Annotated in this window: 17 protein-coding genes, 1 tRNA gene and 1 pseudogene; 9 read left to right on the top strand and 10 right to left on the bottom strand. The window is 59.2% G+C overall.

Annotated features, from left to right (window positions below):
* The 3 genes from QO033_RS05005 to QO033_RS05015 form a co-directional block, all read right to left on the bottom strand.
* Positions 1-1,236, bottom strand: a complete 1,236-nt coding sequence (locus QO033_RS05005; protein WP_284479844.1) for a lytic murein transglycosylase — start codon at positions 1,234-1,236, stop codon at positions 1-3.
* Positions 1,237-1,459: 223 nt separating this feature from the next.
* A complete protein-coding gene (locus QO033_RS05010) occupies positions 1,460-2,125 on the bottom strand; it encodes a GntR family transcriptional regulator (RefSeq protein WP_284479845.1) in 666 nt (221 codons plus the stop codon).
* A 72-nt stretch (positions 2,126-2,197) separates the two neighbouring features.
* Entirely contained in the window at positions 2,198-2,884 is a 687-nt protein-coding gene (locus QO033_RS05015) for a M48 family metallopeptidase (protein ID WP_284479846.1), read from the bottom strand.
* 102 nt (positions 2,885-2,986) lie between these two features.
* Between QO033_RS05015 and QO033_RS05020 the strand changes: the two genes are divergently transcribed.
* From QO033_RS05020 to QO033_RS05030, 3 genes are all read left to right on the top strand, one after another.
* Positions 2,987-3,316 (top strand): TIGR02300 family protein, encoded by a 330-nt coding sequence (locus QO033_RS05020; RefSeq protein ID WP_284479847.1) that lies wholly within the window; start codon positions 2,987-2,989, stop codon positions 3,314-3,316.
* 208 nt (positions 3,317-3,524) lie between these two features.
* Positions 3,525-3,600 (top strand) — tRNA-Ala (locus QO033_RS05025).
* Between the two features lie 169 nt (positions 3,601-3,769).
* Positions 3,770-4,309, top strand: a complete 540-nt coding sequence (locus tag QO033_RS05030; RefSeq protein WP_284479848.1) for an AAA family ATPase — start codon at positions 3,770-3,772, stop codon at positions 4,307-4,309.
* Positions 4,310-4,671: 362 nt separating this feature from the next.
* Here the strand turns inward: QO033_RS05030 and QO033_RS05035 are convergent, their stop codons facing one another.
* The 7 genes from QO033_RS05035 to QO033_RS05065 all read right to left on the bottom strand — a co-directional run bounded on the left by QO033_RS05035 (position 4,672) and on the right by QO033_RS05065 (position 13,599).
* Complete coding sequence (locus tag QO033_RS05035) at positions 4,672-7,902, bottom strand: DEAD/DEAH box helicase (protein WP_284479849.1); 3,231 nt, start codon at positions 7,900-7,902, stop codon at positions 4,672-4,674.
* The gene (locus QO033_RS05040) at positions 7,895-8,758 is read right to left on the bottom strand and encodes a hypothetical protein (RefSeq protein ID WP_284479850.1); all 864 of its coding nucleotides are present in this window, start codon (positions 8,756-8,758) and stop codon (positions 7,895-7,897) included. The genes QO033_RS05035 and QO033_RS05040 overlap by 8 nt, the downstream gene beginning before the upstream one ends.
* A 446-nt stretch (positions 8,759-9,204) precedes the next feature.
* The gene (locus QO033_RS05045; RefSeq protein ID WP_284479851.1) at positions 9,205-9,786 is read right to left on the bottom strand and encodes a recombinase family protein; all 582 of its coding nucleotides are present in this window, start codon (positions 9,784-9,786) and stop codon (positions 9,205-9,207) included.
* A gap of 487 nt (positions 9,787-10,273) precedes the next feature.
* On the bottom strand, positions 10,274-11,218 hold the full coding sequence (locus QO033_RS05050) for a toll/interleukin-1 receptor domain-containing protein (RefSeq protein ID WP_284479852.1): 945 nt from the start codon (positions 11,216-11,218) through the stop codon (positions 10,274-10,276).
* Between the two features lie 9 nt (positions 11,219-11,227).
* Complete coding sequence (locus QO033_RS05055) at positions 11,228-11,755, bottom strand: hypothetical protein (RefSeq protein WP_284479853.1); 528 nt, start codon at positions 11,753-11,755, stop codon at positions 11,228-11,230.
* Between the two features lie 13 nt (positions 11,756-11,768).
* On the bottom strand, positions 11,769-13,010 hold the full coding sequence (locus QO033_RS05060) for a type II toxin-antitoxin system HipA family toxin (RefSeq protein ID WP_284479854.1): 1,242 nt from the start codon (positions 13,008-13,010) through the stop codon (positions 11,769-11,771).
* Positions 13,003-13,599 carry a helix-turn-helix domain-containing protein gene (locus QO033_RS05065; RefSeq protein ID WP_284479855.1) on the bottom strand — a complete coding sequence of 199 codons (597 nt, stop codon included), beginning with the start codon at positions 13,597-13,599 and terminating at the stop codon, positions 13,003-13,005. The genes QO033_RS05060 and QO033_RS05065 overlap by 8 nt, the downstream gene beginning before the upstream one ends.
* 507 nt (positions 13,600-14,106) lie before the next feature.
* Between QO033_RS05065 and QO033_RS05070 the strand changes: the two genes are divergently transcribed.
* The 6 genes and pseudogenes from QO033_RS05070 (at position 14,107) to QO033_RS05095 (ending at position 16,559) form a co-directional block, all read left to right on the top strand.
* Complete coding sequence (locus QO033_RS05070; RefSeq protein ID WP_284479856.1) at positions 14,107-14,397, top strand: helix-turn-helix domain-containing protein; 291 nt, start codon at positions 14,107-14,109, stop codon at positions 14,395-14,397.
* A 449-nt stretch (positions 14,398-14,846) separates the two neighbouring features.
* A complete protein-coding gene (locus tag QO033_RS25280; protein WP_284479857.1) occupies positions 14,847-15,269 on the top strand; it encodes a transposase in 423 nt (140 codons plus the stop codon).
* Positions 15,263-15,616 carry an IS66 family insertion sequence element accessory protein TnpB gene (gene tnpB / locus QO033_RS05080; protein ID WP_284479858.1) on the top strand — a complete coding sequence of 118 codons (354 nt, stop codon included), beginning with the start codon at positions 15,263-15,265 and terminating at the stop codon, positions 15,614-15,616. Before QO033_RS25280 ends, tnpB begins: the two co-directional genes overlap by 7 nt.
* 54 nt (positions 15,617-15,670) lie before the next feature.
* On the top strand, positions 15,671-15,823 hold the full coding sequence (locus QO033_RS05085) for a hypothetical protein (protein ID WP_284479859.1): 153 nt from the start codon (positions 15,671-15,673) through the stop codon (positions 15,821-15,823).
* Positions 15,807-16,187, top strand: a pseudogene (locus QO033_RS05090) (IS66 family transposase); the annotation flags it as partial. The gene QO033_RS05085 and the pseudogene QO033_RS05090, both read left to right, overlap by 17 nt.
* Before the next feature lie 51 nt (positions 16,188-16,238).
* Positions 16,239-16,559, top strand: a complete 321-nt coding sequence (locus QO033_RS05095; protein ID WP_284479860.1) for a helix-turn-helix domain-containing protein — start codon at positions 16,239-16,241, stop codon at positions 16,557-16,559.
* Positions 16,560-16,568 lie beyond the last annotated feature (9 nt).

Consider the following 16,568-nt stretch of genomic DNA (forward strand, 5'->3'; position numbering starts at 1 on the left):
TCAGCCCCTGAGCTGGCGCAGCAGCGCGACGGAAGGCTTGCCAGTCACCGTCACCCCCGCCCGGCGCTGATAGGCGCCGATCGCGGCCTCGGTCTTGCTGCCGATCACCCCGTCCGCGCCGCCGGTGTCATAGCCGCGCCGCATCAGCCGGCTCTGGATCTCCTTGCGGTCGGCCAGGGTCAGCCCGTTGGCATCGGGCGGGAACCGCCCGACGATCGGGCCGCCACCGGCGATCCGGTCCGACAGATGGCCGATCCCCAGACCGTATTTCTCGGAATTGTTGTAGCGCAGAATCACCCAGAAGTTCTGGAACACCAGAAACGCCGGGGCCGCCGTGCCCGCCGGCGCCAGCACCGCCGCAGTACCGTGATCGGGTAGCCGCCCGCCCGCCGCCGGCCGCACCCCCAGCGCCTGCCAGGCCGCGACGCTGCGCGCCTGACCGCGCCCGGTCAGCCCGGCTGCGAACCCCGACGGCAGCGCCACCTCCAGCCCCCAGGGTTGCCCGTGCCGCCAGCCCGAGCGCGACAGATAGGCCGCGGCAGAGGCCAGCGCATCGCCCGGATCGGCCGACCAGATATCGCGCCGCCCGTCGCCGTCGAAATCCACCGCATAGGCCAGATAGGAGGTCGGGATGAACTGGGTGTGCCCCATCGCCCCGGCCCAGCTGCCGGTCATCTGCGCCGGGGGGATATCGCCGTTCTGCAGAATCTTCAGCGCCGCGATCAGCTGGCTTTCGAAGAAACTGCCGCGCCGACCGTCATAGGCCAGCGTCGACAGTGCCGAGATCACCGGCACATCGCCCCGCCGGGCGCCATAGCGGCTTTCCAGCCCCCAGATGGCGCAGACCACCCGCGACTCGACGCCATAGCGCGCCTCGATCCGGCTCAGCAGCGCACCGTGGCGGCGATACATCTCTCGCCCTGTCCCCACCCGCTCGTCCGAGGCGGCGATCGCCAGATAATCCTCCAGCGTGCGGGTGAATTCGGTCTGATTGCGGTCACGCTCGACCACCCCGGGCAGATAGCCGGCCCCGCGAAAGGCCCGCGCCACCACCTCCGGCGCGATGCCCCGGGCCGCGGCCCGGCCGCGGAACCCGGCGACCCAGGCGTCATAGCCGGCATTGGCCACCGGCCGCATCCCCGGTGTGGCCACCGGTCCCGCCGGCAGGCCGCCCGAACAGGCCGACAACAGCCCTGCCCCCAGCCCCACCCCGAAACTCCGCCGCGTCAGCCCCATCTGCCTGCCTCCTCACGTGATTTTGACGGCAGGCTAGCGCAAATCGGGGCCGCCCCCAAGCCACCGCCGGGGCGGCTGCGCAACAACATGCCGGCGGCAAGGAAGGCGCCCGGCAGACAGGCCTTCCGCCCGCCCGCTTTTCTCGCCCCACATCTTTTCTCGCCCCAGATTTTTTCTGGCCCCGAATATCCCCGCCGGAGGCCGGCGGCCCGCAGGGGCGCCTTCAGCGCACCAGAAGCCGCAGGCCCTGCGTCACGTCAGAGCGCACCGCCAGCCGCAGCCCCGGCTCGTCGCCGGCCTTCAGTGCAGCGATGATCAGCCGGTGATAATGCGGCGGCTCGGTGCGGTTCAGCCGGCCGTAAAGCGCCCGCATGGTCGGCCCTAGCTGCAGCCAGACGGTTTCCGCCATCGCCAGCATCGCCGGCGCCTGGGCGCGCAGATAGAGCGTGCGGTGAAATTCCAGATTCGAGCGGATATAGCCGACCGCATCGCGTTTCTGCACCCATTCGGCGATTACGCTGTTGATGCTGGTCAGCCGGTCGATCAGCGCCATATGCGCCCGCGGCAGGGCTCGGCTGGCCAGTTCCACCTCCAAGAGCGCCCGCAGCGCCGCCAGTTCCTCGATCCGCTCGGGGCTCAGGTCCGGGGTGGAGACGCGTCCGGAACTGGACAGCAGCAGCGCGCCTTCGGCCACCAGCCGCCGCACCGCCTCGCGCGCCGGGGTCATCGAAACCTCGAACTCGCGACCGATGCCGCGCAGGGTCAGCGCGGTGCCGGGGGCGATCTCGCCATGCATGATCCGGGTGCGCAGGGTGCGATAGACCCGGTCGTGCGCTGCCGGCAACTGCTCGGCCGCGCGGGGTTCGGGGGGGCGGGGCGTGATGATCATGACGCCCATGTGATCACAAAGCCCGCCGCCGTCAAGCGCCCGCCCCACCGGCGCGGCGCGGCCCAGCCCTGTTCAGCCGTCGAAGCGAATCCGGTGCAGATCCGCCCCATGCTGGCGCAGCCAGTGCCGCGGCGCCTCATAGGGCCCGTAAATCCGCGCCACCTGCGCCCAGAAGGCGGCGGAGTGATTCATCTCCGCCAGATGCGCGACCTCATGCGCGGCGACGTAGCGCAGCACTTCCGGCGGCGCCAGGATCAGCCGCCAGGAGAACATCAGCGCCCCCTGCGACGAACACGAGCCCCAGCGCGACCGGGTATCGCGCAGGGTGATCCGGCTGTAGCCCTTCCCCAGCAGCGCGGCATAGTGATCCGCCGCGGCAGTCAGCCGGTCGCGGGCCAGCTGCCGCAACCAACCCTGCAACCGGGCTGCCACTGCCGGCCCTGGCACCTCGATCCTCTCCGGCCCCAGCACCACCCGGCGCCCGGTGGCGGGAACCAGCTGCCGGTCGCGCCCCTCGATCGGCAGCAACGCCCCGGGACCCACCTGCAGATCGGCACCCCGCGCTGCCAGATGGTCGCGAATCCAGCTCTCCTTCTCGCGGGCGAAGGACAGCGCCTCCGCCTCCCGCGCGCCGTTCGGCAGGGTCAGGGTGACCCGTCCGTCCAGCTGGGAAATCCGCAGGCTGATCCGCCGCGCCCGCGCCGACCGGCGCAGCGTCAAGGCAACAGGCGGCGGACCTGGAAGAAAATGCTCGCTCATCGGCTGCGAATCCGAAGTCTCAAAGGCTTTGACAGAGCGTACCTCATATGGCAGGTGCACGGAATCGTCGACAGACTCAGCAGATTATCGAGGGGATTTCACATGCCCAAGGAAGAATGGGGTGTAAAACGCGTTTGCCCGACCACCGGCAAACGGTTCTACGACCTGAACAAGAATCCGATCGTAAGCCCCTATACCGGCGAGATCGTGGAACTCGACACCGGCAAGAGCCGCATGATCGCCGCCGATGCGGAAGACGCGGCATCGGCCAAGGCCAAGCAAAGCAGCATGGACGACGACGACGTGGTCCTGGACGATGACGATGATGCCGTCGACGTCGATCTGGGCGATGATGTGCTGGACGATGACGACGAGGACAACGTGTCGCTCGACGATATCGCCGACATGTCTTCGGACGACGACGAATCCTGACGCCAGCGGGCGGGCGGCGCCAGCGCCCCCGCCCGGTTCCGGGGCCCGTCTCCGGAGCCGAAAAGAGCCCTGGACCGGCCGGCCTATCCACCGGTTTCAGGGCCTTCCGAAAAATCCTCTCACCAGATGATTTTTTCGCTTGAACATCTTCGCTGCGTTCCTTAAACGACGCGCACACCGCCGGAGACGGCACGCTGGAAACAGCGACGGGGCCTTAGCTCAGTTGGGAGAGCGCTTGCATGGCATGCAAGAGGTCAGGGGTTCGACTCCCCTAGGCTCCACCAAATCCCCCTTGAAAAGCACCAGATAGTTCTGCCTTTTTCGTCAGAGGATTTGCCTTTGCCGCGCAGACCGATGCTGTTTTCCCTACAAAAATCCATGCTGCCTTGATCCGCGCCCGTGGCGTGTTGATCACTTCGCAGCGCTTTCCCCTGTCAAAGCCAAGGATGGCCCATGAGCGACCATTTCTTCGTCGTGACGGGCGGCCCCGGTGCGGGCAAGACCTGCCTGATCACCGAGCTCGCCCGCCGCGGCCTCCACACAATCCCCGAATCCGGCCGCGCGGTCATTCGCGAGGAGATGCAGAGCGGCGGAGACGCCCTTCCCTGGGCGGACCGCATGGCCTATGCCGAACGGATGCTTGAGCGCGATCTCCACGCCTACGAGGACGCTCAGGCACTCTCAGGCCCCGTGATCTTCGACCGAGGCATTCCCGACATTCTGGGCTACCTAACCCTCTGCGGCCTCCCCGTGCCGCCCCATGTGACCACAGCAGCCAAGGTAGCGCCCTACAACGCCCGCGTCTTCCTGGCGCCATATTGGGATGAGATCTTCACGCAAGACAGCGAACGCAAGCAGACTCGCGCCGAAGCCGAAGCGACCTGTGCCGTCATGCGGGAGACCTACACCGCGCTCGGATACCAAATCACGGAGTTGCCGCGCGCCAACATTGCAACACGCGCCGACTTTGTCTGTGCGCAGCGGGTCAACTGACCGTGATCGCGAGAGGCCGTGGCGAAACTGCTGAAGCGGACAAACCGCATGGTCCCTCCGGCCTCCCGCTGCCTGACACTCATGGCCCTTATCGGCCGATTGTGTTGAAAAACTCGCGTGAGCTGGAAAAACGGATCTTGAAGCAGAATTTTGTCCGCCCGATATTCATATGTCAGCTCAACACATAGCATAATAGACGTACGGCAGAACGGATGTTCTAAAATAATTGGCCGTTTTGTGCCCGTTCGACTTTTTCAACATAATCGGCCCATTGCTGACCTTCGCGCACGCTGCCAAGCCGCGCCGCAGCAACCGCCGAAGCGGGCGTTCCCGTCTACTCTCCCGAAGCACATCAGCCCTTCTTAAAGACTGAAATTGCTTGGATCAATTGATTGCTGTTGCCACAACAAGTGCGCCTGAACTCGCCCCAACGCATCTTTGTTTTCACGAGCAAAGAATAGCTTGTCCGCTGTATCAAACCCAAGTCGAAGCGCCGTACTCATCACCTCGACAACTTGCTGGTCCAGGTCTTCCTGCTCATCAAAGGGATCGAGTTCCTTCACGACATGTGCAACTAAGCCCAGTACAAAGGAATACCCTCTGGGGATCACCGCACTCGCGAGAGCTCGAGCTCTAGGACAAGTCCTTTTGGTAATCGCTGGGGAGCTTGGCTCTCCGCCCAAAACTTTGTCGATCTCGGATAATGGCGCCCCTGCTATCCAACTTAGAGTGCCAGGAAGGATGTGACGTAAGACAGCTTCGTCCAGAGGATCGGTTTGGGTCTTGCCTGCCGCAGAAAGTATCCCGGCCTTAGTGTCTCCGAGTAGTTCATTGCAAGCCTCTTTATCCTCAATCAACCACTCTGTCATCCACGATATCCAAGCGGGTATGTCTAACGGTAGCTTTCCCGTTGCTGCAACGATGCGATCCTGAAGCCTAAGCACAATTTCTGACGACAGACCACTTTGCGAAGCAAGGATAGCCGTGGTTTCATCAAGCCCGCCTGAATGATATTCTTCTACAGCCTTCGTAAAACTCTCCAATTTGGCTTCAAACTCATCGGCTTCCGACCTGCTTTGAGCCATATGGGCAGCGAGTGACTTCTTGAGATCAAAAAGTCGATCAGGGACGGTCTCCGGATTACCCGCCGGTAGGTTCGCAAAACGATTAATCGTGTATTTGACTTGCGGGTCAGCGGTTTCGCCAACGTTCACCCGATCTAACACCGTTTGCAGAGGGTCCGCGATAGTGACGCAATGATCATCTTCGGGCAGAACTGCTTTAAGTTTTTCGACTGTTCGGCGAGAGAGATTATTCTTCTGCTTAAACTCAATGATCGGCTCTGGAACAAGTAGCACCAACCCATTGGCCAGGTGTCCCGCGCGCCCGGCGCGCGCGGCCGCGTTTAGAATCTCGTGGGCTTCAAGACTTTCGCGACCACCTTTTGCGCTGGCGCGTTTGTCTCCGGCAAGTATTGCAAAATGCGCAGGGAGGTTCAGACCTTGCGCTAGCGTAGGCGTGGCAACGATGACCTTGGCACCATTTGATCGCTTGAACATCCTTTCAGCGAGGTCTCGCTCCAGTCTCAGCATTGCGGAGTTATGGGGTACGGCCGCAGCGGGGCCAGGTAGCAGTGAGTGCCTTAGTCCTCCGAGTTCGAGTTCAAGCGCTATCCAATGCAACTCTTCTTTCTCGGTAGGATTAATTCTCTCATCGAGTATGTTGGATATTTCACCAGCCACTTTGACGGCATCATTTTTAGTATTCACAAAAACAATTGTTTTCAGCCCCTTTGAGGCCGCAACGGATGCAATTTGCGAAGCCACGCTATTTGCGTTGGGTGTAAGCCACACCGAAGGGCCATCTTCAAGATTCCCGGCTAAATTAACCTGGCCGCGCAGCAATGGTGTAGTCGAACAAAATGCCTGTTTCCCCGAGAGCCAGTTGTGCTGAAGTCCCCAGATGGCGTAGGGCTGAGCCAAAAGCGCCTCTTTCGCTACCTTTCTGAGGCTCTTGGCAGTTTTTTCAAGCCTTTGATCCTCTTGCTGTTGTTTTGACAAAGAGTTTGCCTTGGCCGTTTCCAGCTCGGCTGAATCATAGATTACAACGCCGCGTGCCTGACGACTTGGTTTCCAGATCAAATCAACGTCGACAGCTTTCCTGCCTGTCAGTTGTTCAAGCCAGCCAGCAAGCTCAGTACCGTTTTTGACCATCGCTGAGAGGAAGAGAATATCGGCTTCAGGTGCAACATGGTTGAATCCCAGAACGCAGAGCATTCCATCCAGAGCGCGCCTGATCTTACCCGACTCCGGGCTCAATAGATGGCACTCATCGAACACAAGCAGACCAACGTCCTTGAACGCTTCTTGAGCGAAGGACAGCATGGCAAGGCAGCGTTCGGGGGTCATCACCTCGACGTCCTGAAATATCGCATCTTCTTGCAGGAGAAGGTCGAAGTCACTGGACACGACCGAACCGAGCAAGTCCTTTGGAAACATGTCCTGAAGGTCCTCGGTCAGTTGCTCCACGAGTGCATGAGTAGGAGCGAGAAATACGACCTTCTTGCCTCGCGCAAGAACGCCAGCAATCTTCAGCGAGGACACCGTCGTCTTGCCGGCGCCTGTAGGCAGAACAACGACACTTGAAACTCCTGTCTGATGAAAGTCCCGCTGTACGGCCTGCCTATGGTTCGGCCACATATAGGGAAACCTCTTGCTTCGAAAGCGAAGCCATCCGTTCCAATCGTTTTCGTCCGCGCCATCGGGTGGAGGGATATTCATTAGACTGGCAGATGAAATACCGTCTGTTGCAGCTAGCAGCAAAGAGGCCAGATGATGAGTGCCAGCATAAACAATGTCTATCGGCCCATATGTAGTCGAAAATGTTCTCTTTCCAGCCGATAGTTCCATCACGCGCTCAAAGGCTAATCGCGGACTCTCGTAGCGATCTGCAATAACGCCTGGCGCGGGTTCTCTCAGAAAATTCGCGGCGAAGAGCTCAATGCCTGTGGCAATGGTCTCCATCAGCGCCGCAAGGGCTCTTTCTTCGAGAGATTCGATAACGCGAGGCCTACGCCATCTTTCCGATCTACCGAGGATGTCATGCAAACGGCCTGTTCCCAGATCAGCGATATGCTCGGTCAGGATCGTGGCCTCATAGAGTTGGCCTTCTACGTTTGGGCGAATTGCTGCAGTGGCTTCATTCGCATCTGCGAACTGCTCAGACAACATGAACAAGAGAACTGCCGATAGAGCCGGATCAAGGCGATCCTTGTCAATGTTGGGTAGATTGCCCGTGGCATTAGGCTTTTCCTGCTCAATGCGGGCGAGAATTTGCTGGGCGGTTGCAGCTACAAAGGCTGCTGCGCGGGCGGTCTGGGGCTCAGCCTGAAGTACCGCCGTGAGTTCGTAGGTGTCGGCGATCCTTTGAAGTGGCCAGTCGTCGCTATCTTCGCCAGCAGATTCAATACCACCAAGCCTGTAAGACGCGAGGTTCGCGTAGTGAAATGTCAAAAGTGCGGGCAAGTTCTGCGGGTCAAGACCAGGCAGCTCAGGAGCAGAGCGCAAGAGCGCTGCGGTTTGAGCATCAAACATTGGTACATTCCCCGTCCTCAAGGCTATCTAGATAGTGGATAGCCTTATCCGCAAGGTCGGCAATCCACTTACGCATTTCATCCGAAGTGATGAACGATGCACCGATGCGCTGCTCGGATGCTATATGTTCGATGCGGTCGTAGTCAGCAAAAAGTTTCTGGCGCTCTTCCAGTGTGTCGAAGTTTGAGGGAAGAGAGAAAGCCGCCCTGTATTTCCTCCTGGTTAAATCGGTGACGGCAGCACTAAGGCGAGCCGCGTTCGAGTGCTTCAGTCCGGCCGTTCTTAGCAAGGTAGCTGCTGCATCTATGATTTCGGCGCTCCGGATGTTCGCGTGACGATCTTTGAAAGCCGGAATAACCTTGCCTAAAAACGTCGAGCGCGGATCATCAGTACATTTGTCTTCGAAAACCGTGGTGCTCGTCACCTCATCTTTGTCCGCATTGAGCTGCAGCATCAATCCATCAAGCCCTTGCGAGGTCGCACTGACGTGCGGATCCTTTAATAGAGCACCTTCACCGTGCGTAGTCTTGGCAGCTATCCAGGAAATGACCTCGAAGACAAATCCGTCTCGCTGCCACTGCGGATATCCCTTGCGAGGCTTTGAGGCGGGTTCCTCGACCGTCAGTTTTACTTTGGCTTCTTGCCTCAGCGTTTGCATGGAGAAAGCAGGCACGGGTGAAACCAGCTCTTCAAGAATGTGTGCCGCCTGAGAAGCCTGTCCCATAGCAACGATGGCAACTAGGGCAGCGAGCTCGGCGTCGTTTGCGGTGGTCCAGCGTTCTCCGGTGCAATCTCCATCAATCGGGCACGCTTCGCAGACGAGTGGGCCAGAAAGTCCTACTTCGTCGATTTTCATAGATGTACTTTTGCTTTCATTTCCAAAGAATAGGTCGCCCAAATATAGGTTGGGTCGTTGTTTTAGCGCCGAGCATGCGCTCGCCTTTCAGTTGATCGCTTCATTACAATACTTGGCAAGAGTTTTCTGGTTTTCCTACGCCAAACTGCAAATGATCGGTTCCCGCTTCAGGCCCTGAAGCGCACCAGATGCAGCGACTCTTATAGACCGCTTTCACCGCTGGCTGATGGCATTTCCCGTTTGCGGAGAGGGTCCAGATGCCGCCCTTCCTGTAGGTGGCGTGGGGTTCGGCAGCGCGAGCCTGGCTGAGCGTCTGCTTCCATCATCTGGCAAGGCGATGTTCGCACTCCCAGAGAAGGTCTGGAAGCCGCCCATCTTGCCCACGGTAGACTTCGTGCCGTCGCTGGAAGGGTTGGCTGTAAAGGGTTGGAAGGGACCGTCGGCCATTAACGTTTCGGCCCTTGCCGCGCCAGCGTGCGATAGACGGTTGGCCGTGACACAGAGAAGAGCTCGGCCAAGTCCGACACCGAATACTCCCCAGTTGCGTGCATCCGTGTCAACTCCGCCGCCTGCCGGTCGGAAAGCTTTGGCTTCTTGCCCCTCAACTTCCCTTTGGCGCGGGCCACCGCCATGCCCTCGCGGGTGCGAAGCCGGATTAGGTCGGCTTCGAACTCGGCGAAGGTCGCCAGCACGTTGAAGAACATCCGCCCCATCGGATCGGCTGGGTCGTAGACCGTGCTTCCTAGCGCGAGCCGTACCCCGCGCTCAGCTAGCCCGTCGGCGATGTCGCGCGCGTCCGGCACCGAGCGGGCCAGCCGGTCAAGCTTGGGGACCACAAGTGTGTCGCCCGCGCGCACGGCGGCCAGCGCCTGGGCAAGCCCGGGCCGGTCGCGGTTGCGGCCGGTCAGCCCATGGTCTGTGTAGATTCGCTCGGAGGCGACGCCAAGCGTTTCCAGCGCCGCGCGCTGCGCGGCGAGATCCTGAGCGTCGGTGGAGCAGCGGGCATAGCCAATACGTAGGTTTGTCATGGGTCAAGCGTAACGCAAGCGGCCCCTTCAGTGATAAGCAAATCGTACCACCCTATCGAGACATGGTTTTCTCAACAGCAGAAGTAGTTCGAAGCGAAATCAAAAACGTCCGTTGAACGATCCCCCATCGGGCACGCCTAACGTAAAGTTCTGTCACCTAACGAGGCCCGTAAGCCGACGCTTCAGCTCAGCAGGTTGTGCGTCGATTACGTCGACTCTCCTGCCGTTCGCTGCACCGGCTCGATATGTGCCGCGATTGCGGGAGGTCTTGCCGGACGCGCGGAGTGCGATTGTTCCGCACCACACGAATGGCCAAGATAGCAGGAAGTGGCCCGATGGCGGCGCAGCGAGGCACCTGCGGCATACCCAGTATAGCGGACATCCGTGCGCGGCGTAGTAACCGCCGGTGGTTCCCCGGCCTCTCAGCGCATGGAGCGGACGTTTTCATCCTTCCCCGACGCTCTGACGGGGAAAGGTCCTTGGATTTCTACTGGAGCGGCTCCATGAGGATTGCCCAGTAGAGTTCGGCACCACCTTCCTGGGTCAGCTTTTTTTCGCGGGAGCTGTAGTGAAACGCCATGCCCATAGATTTCAGATAGATGTGCTGGTCGTCGCCCTCGACGTTCAACGCCTCATTGTAGCTGCCGTCGCTGGCTTGATCATTTGTCGAGTAAGTGATTGACGCGTCACTGAACATCCCGGTGCCTAATGAAATCTTGCAGCGAGAAACGGCCGTACCGTCCTTATAGATGACTGCGGTAAAACGGTTCGCGTCGATCTGACGGAACTTGGTGGTCAATCCTGTGTTGCGCGCTTCGAACTCTTGCAGAGAATTTTCAAAGTAGGCGGCAATATACGCGAACGCCTCTTCGAGGAAGGATTCCTTATCCGCGTCGGAGAATGACTTGCGGACCGATAGGTTGCCCGACCTGGGCCGATGGACAACAGGAGCCGCGACTGCCCGTGGCGCGGAGGTTGGACGGGTTTGGGTTAGTTCAGGCTTTGGCAGTGCTGCCTTGATCTGCTGCACCACATCGAGGAAAGCCTCGTCAATATCAGGCCACGACTTGATCGCCTTGCCATCCCTCGGGGCGGCCATCAGCTTGCCAAAGGGCAAGTCGTGCCAATCACAATGACGCAGAATAACCGGGATGACCCGCGCTTCTCGCGCTTCGTGGCGCTCCATGGCGCGCCTCATCTCGATGTCGTAGCAGTATTTGGAGCCGATAAAATCGGAACTGACCAGCAGCAGAATGATGTCTGCATCATTCAAATTCTGGTCGATAGCATTCTCGAACTCGTCCCCAGCACCAATGCGGCGATCATGCCAAGTTTCGATCAACCCTTTGTGCTGGAGGCCTGCGAGATGCGTCTGAAGCATGTCGCGTAGGCTTTCGTCTTTGTGGGAGTATGAGAAGAACACTTTCGTCATTACAAGGACCTAGACTTCGCCTTTCACAGTAAATTTCGCGATCAGAACACGCCTTTCGACCGGTCGGTCTTCGTCTTCGAGATACACAGACCACGATCCGAAGAAGCCGACACCTTGGGCTTGATCTTGACCGAAGGACAGCATTGCAGAAGGAAGATGGAGCTGAGCGCGCCGACCTCGGCGATCGAATTGCTCCTCGGCCTGGACATTCAAGCTCCAACCTGCGGCTGTCCCAACTAGAACGCCTTTCTGGTCATAGAGACTGGAGGCTCGGCCCTCGCAGTGCTGCAACTGATTTGCTTCGAATACAAGCTCACCGCCATAGGCCAGCACCTTTGCAATGTCTGGCTCCTCGTCAAAGCTGTACTCTGGCCCATTCTTGGTAAGCGATATGACGCCGCGCTTCTTGATATCACCATTGTCGAAATCGAAGACGATGCCAAAATCGCTGTCTTCAGAATATCCGTAACCGCGCACCAGTTGCCCTGGATGGCAGTCTTTGAGCGTTTGAACCTTTGCGTTAGGGAAAATCTTCATACTGCTTTGCCTTTCAGGTGAGCGCCTCGCCAATAATCGGCAAAGTCGTTAGGTGCTTGTCGATGGTCTCGGCGACATCTGTGGACATCGGAAGATGTGCCTTTTCGGCCCACCACCTGTCCATGAAGAGGCTGATGGTTTCACGCGCGGTGTCGATGACCAGTTTTCTCGGTAGCGCGGCTTTGCTGGCAAGGTGCAGGAGCTCATCTTCCGTGAACTCGTCAAAGCGCCGTGTGCGACTGAAATTCAGTGCCGATTGGTCGTTGGGGAGATAGGGGATTGTCGACACGAAATCGTAGGCCGGTGAGAGCTTAGCATTTCTCTGATCAGGATAAATAAGCGACCAGTTTTTAAGATGCATGTCGCCATTGCCGATGAGCGTATTGAAGGTCAGACGGCGGATGAACTCGGCAATATCAGCACGATCAGATTCGGCGGCGATCACCGCCGCGATGTTGCGATTGCTGGCCTTCTTGTACTTGTCTTCGGCATAGACGCCGTACACCTGAGCGAAGTCTTCGATATGCACAGATGTGCCATCTTCGCGGCGATCGAAGCGCTCGATGATGAAGGCCTTGTCTCCGAGCTGATCGATGCCGTCTGGCAAGTTCTTGATGCCACCGATGTCGACCAGATCGATGGGTGGGACATTGATGCCGACCATGCGGGCAAGGGTCATCATCGAGAATTCGTTCTCGGGGACACCCCGATACTCCCTGGAGGGAAGCTTGACGATCCACCCGCCCCCGATGCCGCTGGCTGGAATGGTCAAACCACCGGCGGCGTCGATCACAGCCGAGAATTTCAGCTGCACCCCGGCGAGTGAAAACCGGAGTGCATTTTCATGGGCGTTCTCACTGTCGGACAACACCTGATCTTCAAGATCATCCGACACCGGCCATGTGTCATCGTCAGCCGCCTCAACCGTAACAGCCCCTGGCAAGTCGCGGCCGAGCGCTTGGATCAGGAAAAATTCACGCTTCTCATTGACGCCTGCCTTGTCTGCCAGATAGCTGCGAAGATGACCTTCGGGGAGCAGGTTCGAGAAGAACGGCATGAGCTTCATCTTGATCGGCTTGAAGTCGTTGCGTAGCTCGCCGTACTGGTCTTTGAATGACAAGCCGAGCGTGGCCCTGTCTGCGTTCCCAACATAGGCGTCATTGAATGCAAAGATGGAACGCTCATCGCCAAGATGCGTGAGCGTTCCGATCGGTTCGCCGTAGAGCTTGACTGTCAGCACGGTAACATCAGGCATCATCGTCCTCGTCGAGCGAGTAGGCCGGACGTGATGGGCTGTCGCCAGTATCGGGAAGCGGACCATGCGCAGCCTTATTGCGGACTGCCTGCATCAGCTTGATGCTCTGGCTGAGCGCTGCCATCTCCTTTGCTGGACGGCTGATTTGCTCCATTGATTGGCGGAGTTGCTTCAAGCCGTCGAGGTCGAGTGTCGGCACGCGGAACCGCTGTAGGTCCGAGAAGGATTTCTGGAGTTGCTGAAGGCCGTCAAGGTTTGGCGTCTTGATCTGGAGACCGCGCATGGTCTCGCTGATCCGCTGCATCTCCTTTTGCACGGCAACGATGTCCTTGCGGTTGGCGCTGACAGCTTCGCGGCTCAAGGAGCGCACGGCGGGCACGGCCTTGCGTGGGACGAGGGTCAGTTCCAGATCAAGGGCGTGGGCAAGCGCCACCAAGCTAGAGAGGCGCAAGTCGACGGTTCCGGCTTCGATGCGCGAAATCTGCGCTTGGGGCACACCAGCCAAGTCGCTCAACTCGCGTTGGCTTAACCCTTTTGTCTTGCGTGCCGCCTGCAAGCGCGCCGCTATGTCTGCTGAGTCGTAGCCCATGTCAATGTTCTTTTCTGCATCAAGCCCACACCATGATGCAGTTTAGTATATGAACCCTTGAAATGATTATCAAGCTCGATGCTCAAATCGACATCAATCTGAGGTTTGATGTCTTTAACTGCATCGCAATCAAGCGAGCGCCCGGATCAGTCTGTCGATCACGACCTACCGGCATCGAAGCAGGTCATCACGCTTCCCTGCTTACTGTTCAGTATGGGGTTCCTGCGGCCCACGCCAGTTCAGCTTGACAGCCGGAAGTTCTACGACAGAACCCCTCAAGGCGGCTTTGCGTGTGGCCGTTTGTGAGGGCCTCGAGCGACGCTTGGAGAAAGGCGAAAGTTTCGCGTTGCCGTTGATCTTGCGGGTCTTAATCAGCGAGACGATGCGTCCGCCTTGGCGCACCTTCAAGAAGCAGCCAGCCTCATTGCGAAGCCTGGAATTCACCTTGGGGAAACTACGGCATTGCCGTATGATCATCTTGTGAGACGCGAGCACTAGGAGCGAGACATGACACTAGGTGCGGAACTGGTTACAAGCGCCAAGGAAGCTTTGGCGATCGCGGAAGGGAAGCTGGAACCTCCAGCGGCATTTGAGCCGATCTCGGTGGATGTGGCTGCCATTCGCAAGGCCCAGAACCTGTCTCAAAGCCTTTTCGCGCAACGCTACGGCCTGCCCGTCAGTACAGTTCGCGATTGGGAACAGGGACGCAGACGCCCGGACCGCGCTGCCTGCCTGCTCCTCCGCCTGATCGCAGCTGAACCCGCAATCGTCGCCCAGGTTCTGTCCTCGTCGGAATGAGGCATCCCAGCCGGATGGGCTATCCCTCCCCCTCGCCGTCAGCATTCTGACCTGTCCAAGACGCGGCAAGAAGGTACAGCCGCCTGAATATTCGCGACACGCGCTCCGGCACGAGAGCTACCCCCACATAAGTAAGACACTTTGATGTCTGGATGCAGCCAATTTTGACATTTCATTTGATAGCGGATTTTGGCGTGTGTTCCGATGCGGTTTTGAGAATCCTGTTTCCCACTTTGACTCAGATTTCAGTTTTGAACCTCAGCATTCAAAATTGACGGTTTTTTCTATATTTTTTAGGGCGTTATGGCGAATCAGAAATCTTGACGCCTAGGTTGATCCTATGATTCGATCAGGTTGCGGAAATATGAAGTCCAAAGTAAGCGCCGTCTCAACCCCACATTGCTGCTAATGGCTTCGGCTGCGATGTGATCTCCATCTCATGATGGGGAGTGCGTTTCGCAATGTGCGCTACAAATTCGTTTCTCAAATCTCTGGGCGTCGAGATTTACGCGTCGGGACATCGCCGGTGGCCGGATGAGGCCAAGGCCTTGGCCGTCGCGATGACCTTGGAGGCTGGTGCGACGGTGAATGCCGTGGCGGAGCGGTTTGGCATTCTGCCCAATCAACTCTCGGCATGGCGACGTGAAGCCAAACAGGGCAAGCTCGTGCTGCCTGCGGCAGAAGTCGAGGACCCTGTCTTTGCGCCTCTCGTTGTCTGCGAGGTTGCCGAGGGGGAAGCGGGCCCGGAGGTCGCATCGCAGGCTGCCCCGATCAGGATCACTCGAGGCGCTGTCGTGATCGAACTCGCCCATGATGCATCTGCGGCCCGGATTGCCGAGATTGCCCACGCGCTGGAGGTGCATCCATGCTGATGCCCTCGCAGGGCGTGCGGATCCTGGTGGCGACGAAGCCGGTCGACTTCCGGAAGGGGCATGACGGTCTCGCGGCGCTGGTCCAGTCGACGCTTGCCGAGGATCCGTTCACGGGCACGGTCTTCGTGTTCCGGTCGAAGCGCGCCGACCGGTTGAAGATCCTGTTCTGGGACGGTAGCGGACTCGTGATGGTCTACAAACGGCTGGAAGAAAACACCTTCACTTGGCCCGCGATCCGCGACGGGGCAATGACCTTGAACCGGGCGCAGTTCGAGGCCCTGTTTGCTGGTTTGGATTGGCGCCGGGTTCGATCTCTGGAGGTGCGCCGACCGGCTGTGGCAGAGTGACTCGGCCTATTGAATAACCGGGCATCGGCGCCCCGGGCCCGGTATAATCCAGCCATGCCCGACGCCCCGCCCATCGACCTGTCCGCGATCCCCGAGAGCCAGCGCGCCGCCGTTCTGGCGGTTCTGCAGGAAAACGGCGCCCTGAAGGAAGCCAACCGGCGGCTCGAGCATCTCGTGGCCGAGTTGAACCATGGCCGAGTTCGGTGATTGGCTGCAGGCACAGCGTCTGCGTATCTCGGCTAAGTCGCGCCTCGGCGAGAAGCTGACCTACATCCACCGCCAGTGGGGCGGCCTGCAGACCTTCCTCCACGACGGCCGCGTCGAGATGGACTCCAACGCCGTCGAAAACCTGATCCGCCCGATCGCCCTGACAAGAAAGAACGCACTCTTCGCCGGCCACGACGAGGGCGGCCGCACCTGGGCTCGCATCGCCTCCCTGATAGCCACCGCGAAGATCAACGGCGTCGAGCCCTTTGCCTATTTGAAGGCGACCCTGGAAGCCATCGCCGCCGGTCACCCGGCCAGAAGGATCGACGAGCTGCTACCTTGGAACTTCACCCCGTCAAGCTGAACAGGCGTGGGGTGGCGACAGCGCTTACAGTCCAAAAAGTTGCATTAGCCCATGAGTATCGACCTGGAAAACCACGAGATGCTAAAATGCAGGCTTAGGCTTGCAGGATCGTCCATGGCGAAAATAGCCAGATCCTTGGGCGTCTCCCCGAGCACCGTGACTGTCGTAAGCCAAGGCTACCGAAATGAGAAGCTTGTTGGTGAAGGTGCAGCAGCCTTCGCCAGGATACGACCGGGCACGGAAATCAAAATTCGAAAGCTGCCGGGAAGCCGGACGGTCTTTCAGTGGGTCCGCTCCTACCAGGCCGCAGACTACTCCGCACTTTCGCTCATCCCGGCCACACACCTATCCGGCAACCGGACCCGGCGCTGATGCCCGAAG

It is taken from the genome of Pseudodonghicola flavimaris (assembly GCF_030164425.1).
Taxonomy (GTDB): domain Bacteria; phylum Pseudomonadota; class Alphaproteobacteria; order Rhodobacterales; family Rhodobacteraceae; genus Pseudodonghicola; species Pseudodonghicola flavimaris.

Coding starts and splice junctions, on each gene's coding strand:
- QO033_RS05005 (WP_284479844.1), bottom strand. CDS start 1,236: ATGGGGCTGACGCGGCGGAGTTTCGGGGTGGGGCTGGGGGCAGGGCTG.
- QO033_RS05030 (WP_284479848.1), top strand. CDS start 3,770: ATGAGCGACCATTTCTTCGTCGTGACGGGCGGCCCCGGTGCGGGCAAG.
- QO033_RS05010 (WP_284479845.1), bottom strand. CDS start 2,125: ATGATCATCACGCCCCGCCCCCCCGAACCCCGCGCGGCCGAGCAGTTG.
- QO033_RS05095 (WP_284479860.1), top strand. CDS start 16,239: ATGAGTATCGACCTGGAAAACCACGAGATGCTAAAATGCAGGCTTAGG.
- QO033_RS05015 (WP_284479846.1), bottom strand. CDS start 2,884: ATGAGCGAGCATTTTCTTCCAGGTCCGCCGCCTGTTGCCTTGACGCTG.
- QO033_RS05055 (WP_284479853.1), bottom strand. CDS start 11,755: ATGAAGATTTTCCCTAACGCAAAGGTTCAAACGCTCAAAGACTGCCAT.
- QO033_RS05065 (WP_284479855.1), bottom strand. CDS start 13,599: ATGGGCTACGACTCAGCAGACATAGCGGCGCGCTTGCAGGCGGCACGC.
- QO033_RS05035 (WP_284479849.1), bottom strand. CDS start 7,902: ATGTTTGATGCTCAAACCGCAGCGCTCTTGCGCTCTGCTCCTGAGCTG.
- QO033_RS05085 (WP_284479859.1), top strand. CDS start 15,671: ATGCCCGACGCCCCGCCCATCGACCTGTCCGCGATCCCCGAGAGCCAG.
- QO033_RS05020 (WP_284479847.1), top strand. CDS start 2,987: ATGCCCAAGGAAGAATGGGGTGTAAAACGCGTTTGCCCGACCACCGGC.
- QO033_RS05070 (WP_284479856.1), top strand. CDS start 14,107: ATGACACTAGGTGCGGAACTGGTTACAAGCGCCAAGGAAGCTTTGGCG.
- QO033_RS05060 (WP_284479854.1), bottom strand. CDS start 13,010: ATGCCTGATGTTACCGTGCTGACAGTCAAGCTCTACGGCGAACCGATC.
- QO033_RS05050 (WP_284479852.1), bottom strand. CDS start 11,218: ATGACGAAAGTGTTCTTCTCATACTCCCACAAAGACGAAAGCCTACGC.
- tnpB (WP_284479858.1), top strand. CDS start 15,263: ATGCTGATGCCCTCGCAGGGCGTGCGGATCCTGGTGGCGACGAAGCCG.
- QO033_RS05045 (WP_284479851.1), bottom strand. CDS start 9,786: ATGACAAACCTACGTATTGGCTATGCCCGCTGCTCCACCGACGCTCAG.
- QO033_RS05040 (WP_284479850.1), bottom strand. CDS start 8,758: ATGAAAATCGACGAAGTAGGACTTTCTGGCCCACTCGTCTGCGAAGCG.